This is a genomic window from Bradyrhizobium sp. (assembly GCF_049798375.1).
Classification (GTDB): domain Bacteria; phylum Pseudomonadota; class Alphaproteobacteria; order Rhizobiales; family Xanthobacteraceae; genus Bradyrhizobium.
Genome location: NZ_JBARGP010000237.1, coordinates 1 through 9,070 on the forward strand (window position 1 = coordinate 1; position 9,070 = coordinate 9,070).

Below are 9,070 nucleotides of genomic sequence, written 5' to 3' on the forward strand. Positions count from 1 at the left end.
TCCAAAACCACCGCTCCCGCACTGACTCAATACCGGCCTGAAACCCGCCTGGTGCATTCCGGCACCCTGCGCTCCGAATTCGGCGAAACGTCCGAGGGCCTGTTCCTGACCCAGGGCTTCGTCTACGCCAGCGCCGAGGAATGCGAAGCGCGCTTCAAGGGCAAGGACCCCGGCTTCATCTATTCGCGCTTCTCCAATCCGACCACGGCGATGTTCGAGCGCCGCATGATCGAGCTCGAAGGCGCTGAAGCCTGCCGCTCCGCCGCCACCGGCATGGCCGCCGTGACCACCGCGATTCTGGCGCCGCTGCGCGCCGGCGATCACGTCGTGGCGTCGAAGGCGATGTTCGGCTCCTGCCGCTACGTGATCGAGGACCTCTTGCCGCGCTACGGCGTCGAATCGACGCTGGTCGATGGGCTCGACCTCGACCAGTGGCAGCGCGCGATGCGCCCGAACACCAAGAGCTGTTTCCTGGAAAGCCCGACCAACCCGACGCTCGACGTGCTCGACATCGGCGCCATCGCCGAGATCGCACATGCCGGCGGCGCGCGGCTGATCGTCGACAATGTGTTCGCGACCCCGCTCTGGCAGAGCCCGCTCGCGCTCGGCGCCGACGTCGTGGTCTATTCCGCGACCAAGCATATCGACGGCCAGGGCCGTTGCCTCGGCGGCGTGATCCTGTCGTCGGAAGCCTTCATCACCGAGCACATCCATAACTTCATGCGCCAGACCGGGCCGTCGCTGTCGCCGTTCAACGCCTGGGTGCTGTTGAAGGGCCTGGAGACGCTTAGCGTTCGCGTGCGCGCGCAGACCGAGAGCGCGGCAAAGATCGCTGACTTCCTGGCGAGCCACAGCAAGATCTCGCGGCTGATCTATCCGGGACGCGAGGACCATCCGCAGGCGGCGACCGTCAGGAAGCAGATGCGTGCTGGCTCGACCCTGGTCGGCTTCGAGGTCAAAGGCGGCAAGGCGGGCGCATTCCGCACGCTCAATGCGCTCAAGCTCGCGAGGATCTCCAACAACCTCGGCGACTCCAAGACGCTGGTCACCCATCCCGCCACCACTACCCACCAGCGGCTGAGTCCGGAGGCGCGCGCCGAGCTTGGCATCAGCGAAGGCTTCATCCGCTACTCCGCCGGCCTCGAACATCCGGACGACCTGATTGCGGATCTCGATGCGGCGTTGGCGAAAGCGTAGCTTTAGCCGCGAATGAAATGAGCGGCGGGGTGGCGTGACTAGCATCATCCAACGACTTCACCCCACCCCGTCTCACATTTCGCTGCGCTCATGTGAGTCGACCCTCCCCCTCCAGGGGAGGGTGAAAACGACGTCACATCTGCCGGTAATGCGGCACGTCGGCGGGCGCGTTGACGCCGATCTTCACCGCGCCGACGGAGCGGATGATGTCGTCGCCGAGCAGTTGCGCGAAGCAGGCATAGCCCCAATCGTTCATGTGCAGACCGTCGGAGATGACGAAGTCGCTGATCGGGATGTCCTGCCGCTCGTGCCAGTCGCGCATCACCTCGAAGCGCGGGAAGATGCCGACATGATGCAGCTCGGCAATCCGATCGAGCGCCTTGATCATCTTACTTGCACTTTCCGGCCGCTCGATCACGCGCGGCGAATATTGCAAATCGACCAGCACGACATCGCTGCCGGCCGCCTGCATCTTGGCGACGCCGTCATCGACCAGCTTGGCAGTCTCGCTCGGATCCAGGTTGCGCAGCACCGCATTGGTGCCGACCTGCCAGATTACGAGATCCGGATGCTGATCAATCACGGCGCTCTGCAGCCGCTTGGTCATTTCCGGCGCGTCCTCGCCGCCGACACCGGCATTGATGACCGAGATCTGAGCCGCCGAATATTGCCGGCGCAGCTGCGCGGCCAAGCGGTTCGGGTAGGTGAATTCCGGCGCGGTCGATCCCCAGCCCTGGGTCGAGGACGATCCGAAGGCGACGATGATCACCGGCTTTCCGTCGGCGAGCTTGCTCGCGACATGCGGCAGCGAGATGAAGGATTTCTTGGCGACGCCCTTCGGCGGCAGGCAGGGCACCCGGTTGAAGATGTTGGACGCCGACCGTGCGACCTGCTTGACCTTGTCGATTGCCTTCGCGGTCAGGCTCTTCGGCTGCTGCGGATCGATCGAAGGCGCCGCAGTGGCCTGCGGGCTTTGTGCGGGCGGCGGGCTTGCGCCCTGCACCGGGGCCGCCTGGACCGCGCTCTGCGCATGAACCATGAGCGGGGACTGAGGTAACGCAAACAGCAGGGCGGCCGCCGCTGACAGCAGCGCCAGCCGTCGAACAAGGCGGTAACAACTCGTTAACGTCATGAACGGAAAAACCCTAATTCTGCTGCGTCGGCCCAAGATGCGCCGCATCGATGATGAACTTCGACAGCGCGCGGCCGAGGCAATCGTGAACTTGCTTGGCAAGCTCGATACCATGGGTCGGATTGAACAGGTCGAAGTCACCGTGCTCGTTCCATTGACGCATGATGGCGAAACGATCGAACAGCGGAACGTCGCGCTCTTGCGCGACCACGCGCATGTTGTCGATATAGGGCGGCACCGAGATCATGGTCTCCGTCCGCGGGCTATATTGCAGGTTCATCAAGATCACATCCGCTCCCGCTTTCTGCAAGGCGCTGACCCCCTCGTTGACTGCACTGCGGAAATCATCGGGATCGATGGACCGCATGGCGTCGACAGTTCCGGTCTGCCAGATCACCAGAATAGGCTTTTTCTCTTCCATCAGCTTAACGAAGCCGCTGGCGAGCTCCTCGGCGGTCTTCTTGGGTTGCACCTCGACTGAGAGATTGACGGTAATGGCCGGCAGTTTGTCCTTCAGCGCCACCTGCAGCCGGGCCGGGTAGGCACTGGCATCCGACGTGGTGATGGTCGATGAGCGGCTGCCTACGACCAGGATGTCGAGCGGCTGTCCCTTCTTCACGGTCTCCGTGACCCTCGGCAGCGAGCTTTCGCTAGCCAGGAGGTAGGAAGGCACCTCGCAACTGGGTGGATCATCGGCGCGCGCGGACGTCGCCAGCCCGACAGCCAGCACCATCCCTGTCACCGCGCATCTCCACCACGAGACCGCCGGCATCAGCCCCCTCCCGCCAAATCGGCGTTGCTGCGCGCTGCTTTTTTTGACGCGCCTTTGTCAGCCTCATTTTTGTACCAAGAAATCAATGAAGCAACCCCCCACATGATGAGGATGCCGCTGACGCTAATCAGCGCATGCATGACGGCGCCGCCAGATACCTCGGCGAGGATGAAGTGCCCGGCGAACGCCAGGAAGACGCCGAGGCAGAAAATTTCCAGCGAATGCTGCCCGCATACGATCAGCGGCTTCAGCCAGCGCGACTTCAGGCCCGGCCAGGTCCGCGGCAGGAAGTAGACCGTGAGCGCCGCCAAGGCCAGGAAATGCGCGAAACGCAGCACGTCCAGGTCGGTCTTATCGATCGGATACATCCACTGCTCGAGCCGCTTCGGCAGCAAATGGCTGAGCTGCGGAACGTACCAGGTCAGCGTCACGAAGAAGGCCGCCACCAGATAGGCGAAGCTGATCCAGAGCGTAATGGGCGAATTGAGGATGCTCGTCATGCGCCTCGCGCCGCCGAGCGCGCACCAGGCGCCGAACACGAACAGCAGCTGCCAGGCAAACGGGTTGAACGCCCAGACGCCGTTCGGATAGCCCGTGAGGTGGAGATCGAACTGCCACGTGATGGCGTAAAGCAGCACCGACAGCGCCAGCGTCAGATCGGCCTTCCAGCGCATCAGCCACAGGATCAGCGGCAGGAACAGCATCAGGACGATGTAGAGCGGCAGCACGTCCATGTTGACGGGACGGAAGCGCAGGATCAGCGCCTGCACGATGGTGACGTCCGGCTGCTTGAGAAAATCCATGATCCCCATCTCTTCGGTGTAGAGCGGGTTCTCGAAGCTGGTCGCAACGTAGGAAATCTCGGCGAGGAAGATCGTGAACAGGAACACATGGGCTACGTAGATCTGCCAGACCCGGCGCAGGATGCGCGCGGTCGCGACCACGAAGCCTTTCTCCTGCATCGCTCGCCCGTAAACGAAGGCGGCCGTATAGCCGGAGATGAAGATGAAGATCTCGGTGGCATCGGAGAAGCCGTAATTGCGGAGCGTGAACCAGGTCAGCAGATTCGGCGGCAGATGATCGACGAAGATCAGCCATAGCGCGAGACCGCGAAACAGATCGAGCCGGAGTTCGCGCTCGCCGGGCGGTGGAAAGGTGCTGGCTGGCACCACGCTTGGGCCCGCCTCTGGGGCCAGCGCGGGCGACTCGACCGTTCCGGCAACGTTGGGGCCGCCAAGGCGATTGACAATCGACGTCATCAGGCACCGTTTCGAGATTGCCGACGTGAAGCCGGCCCGGCCAGGGAGAATGTAGGATTGCGCAACTTGTGCGCAAGTTACGAACCGCTTAAGAGCCTGCGCTAATGGCCCGATGTCGAAGGCCCGCGGGACGCGCGTCGCCGTCAGGCGCTGCCGGTTTCGCAGGGGCCGGGACGCTGGCAAAATGATGATTCGCGTGTCGCTTTTTCGGCGGCATCGCGTTCCATAATCCGGAACTGTGTTGAAACCGCGGTCGCGCGTTGCTTGGTTCCGACAGGACTGCTTTTTTTAGGATGCGTGCCATGTACCGTGCCGTGACCCGCGACATCGAGGTGACCGTCGAGCCGAACTTCCTGCCTGAGAAGTCCTCGGCCGAGAACGGCCGGTATTTCTGGTCCTACACCATCGTGATCACCAATTCCGGCGACCAGACGGTGCAGCTCAGGAACCGGTACTGGATCATCACCGACGCGTCCGGCCGCCAGGAGCATGTGCGCGGCGAGGGCGTGATCGGTGAGCAGCCGGTGCTCGCGCCGGGCGAGCGCTTCGAATACACCTCCGGCGTGCCGCTCGCGACCGCCTCCGGCTTCATGGTCGGCACCTACGAGATGGAAAGCGCGAGCGGCGAGCGCTTCGAGATCGATGTGCCGGCCTTCTCGCTCGACTGTCCCGAGGGCCGGCGGGTGTTGAATTAGCGCGGACAGCCGATCCCTCCTCCATTTCCATTTTCGACGTTTCACACTCGTCATCGCCGATCACTCCGCTGTCATCGTCCGCGCATGCGGACGATCCAGTATCCAGAGACGTCGGTGATCGACCGAGAGGTCGCGGCGTACTGGATGCCCCGCCCGCTCGGGGCACAACGACGGAAAAAAATCTACGCCATCGCACTTACTAGATCACGATGCGATCACGCAGAATCGTATCGTGATCTCATCTCTTTGTTTGAGCATGATCTTTTCGGAAAACCGGTTCCCACTTTTCCGGATCATGCTCTAACAGTCGCACCATCGCGTTCTCGCGACGCATTGCGCCCGAGCTATCAAATTCGTCAACCCTCCAATTCGAAAGAGGGCGCAGGGAAGGCCGGGCGCCGGCTGACGCCCATGGTCCGCGTGCAACAAAAAGCACGCGGCAGAACCACCGGTGCAGCCGAAATCGCCCGGCCTTCCCTGCGCGACGGTTTTAACGCTTATACGTGATCTCCTCGGGGACCGGCTTTCTTGCCCCCGTCACCCGCAATGCTCGTCATAAGCATCGCGATGCTTGGCATCAGCACCGGGATGCCAGGACCACACGACTTCGCGTCCGTGAATGCGTCGCTCGTCCGCAAGCTGTTAGCTCACAACGACGCGCTCACGTCCATCGCATCTCCAACCCAACGCTCGTGACGATCGCGAAGCGCCCCTCTCATCGGGCCGGACGCCCGGAAATGTGAACCTGATTTGCCCGACGGCGCAAATGGTTTTTGTTCGGCGGGACAGAACGGCACGACGGACACATGCGGCGTCGCGCGCATCGGACTAAAAACGTCGCTTCATCAACTCATTAGTCGGCTGGCCCACAGCGCCTTGACCGGCGTGCGGACGGACCGACCTCGGCGAGCACGAGGCGCGAACGGCAAAGCCTGTCAACTAGTTCTGCGTCACGCCGGCGTCCTGCGGCGTGAACTCATAAACCGAGGAGCAGAACTCGCAGGTCACGATCACCTTGTCGTCCTTAACCATGTCGGCGCGATCCTGCGCCGAAAAACTCTTCAACATGCCGGCAACCGCTTCGCGCGAGCAGGAGCACTTCGCCTGCAGCGCAAGCTCCTTGAACACGCGCACGCCGCGCTCGTGAAACAAGCGATAGAGCAGCCGCTCGCCCGACAGCGCGGGATCGATCAGTTCGATGTCCTCGACGGTCGAGACCAGCGACTGGCCCTCGACCCAGGCGTCGTCCTCCTCGACCGCGTGCACGACCGTGCCTTCGGGGGCATCGCCCGGATGCAGATCGGCTTGGCGGGCGCGCTCCGGCGCCTTCGGCAGGAATTGCGTCAGCAGGCCGCCGGCGCGCCAGCGATGCTTGCCGCCGCTCCACTCCTCGCCGACTGCAAGCCGCACCCGGGTCGGGATTTGCTCGGAGCGCAGGAAGTATTCATGCGCGGCTTCTTCCAGGTTGCCACCGGTGAGCGCCACCAGACCCTGATAGCGGCTCATATCGGGCCCCTGGTCGATGGTCATCGCGAGGTGGCCGTTGCCGAGCAGCGTGCCGGAATCTTTAGCGTCCTTGAGCCGCGCCTCGTCGTAGCGGGCATAGGCACGCAGCCGATCGGGTGCCTGGAAGTCGACCACCAGGAACGAGACCGGGCCGTCGGTCTGGGTCTGCAGAATGAAGCGGCCCTCGAATTTGAGCGAGGAGCCGAGCAAGGTCGCGAGCACGATGGCCTCACCGAGCAGCTTGCCTACCGGTGCGGGATAATCGTGCTTGGTGAGGATGTCGTCGAGCGCCGGCCCCATGCGGGTGAGGCGGCCGCGCAGATCGAGCGCGGCAACCTCGAACGGCAGCACCGCGTCATCCACCGGCACGGAAGACGGCGCACGGATATCGCCGGCGAGATTGATGTTGTTGTCGGGAGTGGAGGCTGTCATGGCGCTTTATCTGGGGTTCGGCGGGGGAAAATTGAAGGGGTTGGAACTATGCTCGTGCAGCGAACTCGATGCACCCTCTCCCCTTGCGGGAGAGGGTGGCGCGATGGAGCGCAGCGTAATCGCGACGGGTGAGGGTCTCTCACCGCTCGGCCAACTTTGTGAGAATATCCTCCATGACTGCTGTTCGACATTGGAGCACATCGTTGTTCCAATAGCGTGCAATCTGAAAGCCTTCATGTGCCAGGGCGTGGTCCCTCGCCGTATCGCGGGGCGCTTCTGCGTGCTGGCTTCCATCGATCTCGATGACAAGCCGTCGCTCGAAACAGACGAAGTCCAGGATGTAGTTCTGGAACGGGACCTGGCGGCGAAATTTGAACTGCGAGAAACGACGGTCGCGCAACAGTCGCCACATCGCGGCCTCCGCATCTGTCGGCTCACGCCGCATTCGCCTGGCGAACGTGCGGAGGCGCTTTGCGATTGGTCGATGATGCGGTTCTTGCGGCACGAACCCCTCACCCGTCGCGCTTCGCGCGCCACCCTCTCCCACAAGGGGAGAGGGTGACCGAGCGCGCCGCTACTTAGTAATTTCTGTTACCGTTCCTACGCCCCCGCGCCGAAACACCAGGCCAGGATGCCCTTTTGCGCGTGCAGGCGGTTCTCGGCCTCGTCGAACACCACCGACTGCGGGCCGTCGATCACCTCGTCGGTGACCTCCTCGCCGCGATGGGCGGGCAGGCAATGCATGAACAGCGCATCGGGCTTCGCAAGCGACATCAGGTGGGAATTGACCTGATAGGGCTTGAGCAGATTGTGGCGATGCTCGCCGTCCTTGTCGCCCATCGACACCCAGGTGTCGGTGATGACGCAATCGGCGCCGCGCACGGCCGCTTCCGGATCGTTGCCGAGCGTGATCTGCGCGTTGGTCGCCTTGATGAAGTCCTTCATCACCTTGCCCGGCGCGAGTTGCGGCGGGGTCGCGACATTGAGCCGGAACTTGAAGCGATCGGCCGCGTGCGCCCAGGAGGCCAGCACGTTGTTGTCGTCGCCGCTCCACGCGATGGTGCGGCCCTCGATCGTGCCGCGGTGTTCCTCATAGGTCATGAGGTCGGCCATCACCTGGCAGGGATGCGAGCGGCGCGTCAGCCCGTTGATGACGGGTACGGTGGCGTTGGCAGCGAGCTCCAGCAGCGCGTCGTGGGAGAGGATGCGGATCATGATCGCGTCGACATAGCGCGACAGCACGCGGGCGGTGTCGGCGATGGTCTCGCCGCGGCCGAGCTGCATCTCGGCGCCGGTCAGCATGATCGACTCGCCGCCGAGCTGGCGCATGCCGACATCGAAGGAGACGCGGGTGCGGGTCGAGGGCTTCTCGAAGATCATCGCCAGCGCCTTGCCTTCGAGCGGCTTCTTCGCCGGTTCGTGCGCCTTGAGCTTCTTCTTCATGTCGTTCGAGAGCGCGAGCATGTTCCGCAGCTCGCCGAGCGGCAGCTCGTTGATATCGAGGAAATGACGGAGCGTCTTACTCATGACCGACTGCCTGCTTGACCTGATCATTGGACAGCGCTGCGCAGGCCCGGTCGAGCCGCTGCACCGCCTCCTCCACTTCGGCCTCGCTCACGATCAGCGGCGGCAGGAAGCGCACCACATTGTCGCCGGCGCCGACCGTGAGCAGCTTCTGGTCGCGCAGCGCCGCTACCAGATCGGTCGAGGGCACCACCGCCTTGATGCCGATCAAGAGGCCCTCGCCGCGCACTTCCGAGATGACGTCCTTGTGGCGGTCGATCACCGCGCCGAGCTTCTGCTTCAACAGCAGCGACATCCGGCGCGCATGATCGAAGAAGCCGGGCGCCAGCATCACGTCGAGCACGGCGTTGGCGGCTGCGATGGCCAGCGGATTGCCGCCGAAGGTCGAGCCGTGCGAGCCCGGCGTCATGCCGGACGCGGCCTCCGCGGTGGCAAGGCACGCGCCGATCGGAAAACCGCCGCCGAGCGCCTTTGCAAGCGGCATGATGTCGGGCGTAACGCCCAGGCGCTTATAGGCAAACAGATCGCCGGTGCGGCCCATGCCGGTCTGCAC

The 9,070-nt window shown here is 63.5% G+C and carries 10 protein-coding genes; 3 read left to right on the forward strand and 7 right to left on the reverse strand.

Features of this window, described 5'->3' with window-relative positions; genetic code table 11:
• The first annotated feature begins 21 nt into the window (after window positions 1-21).
• On the forward strand, window positions 22-1,197 hold the full coding sequence (locus WA702_RS09950; protein ID WP_425110362.1) for an O-succinylhomoserine sulfhydrylase: 1,176 nt from the start codon (window positions 22-24) through the stop codon (window positions 1,195-1,197).
• A gap of 133 nt (window positions 1,198-1,330) precedes the next feature.
• Here the strand turns inward: WA702_RS09950 and WA702_RS09955 are convergent, their stop codons facing one another.
• From WA702_RS09955 to WA702_RS09965, 3 genes are read right to left on the reverse strand one after another with little or no spacing between them, the layout of a single operon-like run.
• Window positions 1,331-2,329 (reverse strand): SGNH/GDSL hydrolase family protein, encoded by a 999-nt coding sequence (locus tag WA702_RS09955; RefSeq protein WP_425110353.1) that lies wholly within the window; start codon window positions 2,327-2,329, stop codon window positions 1,331-1,333.
• Between the two features lie 13 nt (window positions 2,330-2,342).
• Entirely contained in the window at window positions 2,343-3,101 is a 759-nt protein-coding gene (locus WA702_RS09960) for an SGNH/GDSL hydrolase family protein (RefSeq protein ID WP_425110354.1), read from the reverse strand.
• Window positions 3,101-4,360: an OpgC domain-containing protein gene (locus tag WA702_RS09965; protein WP_425110355.1), complete on the reverse strand. Its 1,260-nt coding sequence runs from the start codon at window positions 4,358-4,360 to the stop codon at window positions 3,101-3,103. Before WA702_RS09965 ends, WA702_RS09960 begins: the two co-directional genes overlap by 1 nt.
• 302 nt (window positions 4,361-4,662) lie before the next feature.
• Between WA702_RS09965 and apaG the strand changes: the two genes are divergently transcribed.
• Window positions 4,663-5,055, forward strand: coding sequence for a Co2+/Mg2+ efflux protein ApaG (apaG, locus tag WA702_RS09970; protein ID WP_425110356.1), 393 nt, complete (start codon window positions 4,663-4,665; stop codon window positions 5,053-5,055).
• A gap of 114 nt (window positions 5,056-5,169) precedes the next feature.
• The gene (locus tag WA702_RS09975) at window positions 5,170-5,562 is read left to right on the forward strand and encodes a hypothetical protein (RefSeq protein WP_425110357.1); all 393 of its coding nucleotides are present in this window, start codon (window positions 5,170-5,172) and stop codon (window positions 5,560-5,562) included.
• Window positions 5,563-5,994: 432 nt separating this feature from the next.
• Here the strand turns inward: WA702_RS09975 and WA702_RS09980 are convergent, their stop codons facing one another.
• The 4 genes from WA702_RS09980 to WA702_RS09995 form a co-directional block, all read right to left on the reverse strand.
• The gene (locus WA702_RS09980; RefSeq protein ID WP_425110358.1) at window positions 5,995-6,993 is read right to left on the reverse strand and encodes an Hsp33 family molecular chaperone; all 999 of its coding nucleotides are present in this window, start codon (window positions 6,991-6,993) and stop codon (window positions 5,995-5,997) included.
• Window positions 6,994-7,132: 139 nt separating this feature from the next.
• Window positions 7,133-7,498, reverse strand: a complete 366-nt coding sequence (locus tag WA702_RS09985) for an endonuclease domain-containing protein (RefSeq protein ID WP_425110359.1) — start codon at window positions 7,496-7,498, stop codon at window positions 7,133-7,135.
• 95 nt (window positions 7,499-7,593) lie between these two features.
• Window positions 7,594-8,520: an ornithine carbamoyltransferase gene (gene argF, locus WA702_RS09990; protein WP_425110360.1), complete on the reverse strand. Its 927-nt coding sequence runs from the start codon at window positions 8,518-8,520 to the stop codon at window positions 7,594-7,596.
• Window positions 8,513-9,070 (reverse strand): aminotransferase class III-fold pyridoxal phosphate-dependent enzyme (locus WA702_RS09995; protein ID WP_425110361.1); only part of this gene is annotated, 558 nt, incomplete at its 5' end. The genes WA702_RS09995 and argF, both read right to left, overlap by 8 nt.

Bases quoted from the DNA above. Each gene is read 5' to 3' on its own strand.
- WA702_RS09955 (WP_425110353.1), bottom strand. From the start codon at position 2,329: ATGACGTTAACGAGTTGTTACCGCCTTGTTCGACGGCTGGCGCTGCTG.
- WA702_RS09960 (WP_425110354.1), bottom strand. From the start codon at position 3,101: ATGCCGGCGGTCTCGTGGTGGAGATGCGCGGTGACAGGGATGGTGCTG.
- WA702_RS09965 (WP_425110355.1), bottom strand. From the start codon at position 4,360: ATGACGTCGATTGTCAATCGCCTTGGCGGCCCCAACGTTGCCGGAACG.
- apaG (WP_425110356.1), top strand. From the start codon at position 4,663: ATGTACCGTGCCGTGACCCGCGACATCGAGGTGACCGTCGAGCCGAAC.
- WA702_RS09980 (WP_425110358.1), bottom strand. From the start codon at position 6,993: ATGACAGCCTCCACTCCCGACAACAACATCAATCTCGCCGGCGATATC.
- argF (WP_425110360.1), bottom strand. From the start codon at position 8,520: ATGAGTAAGACGCTCCGTCATTTCCTCGATATCAACGAGCTGCCGCTC.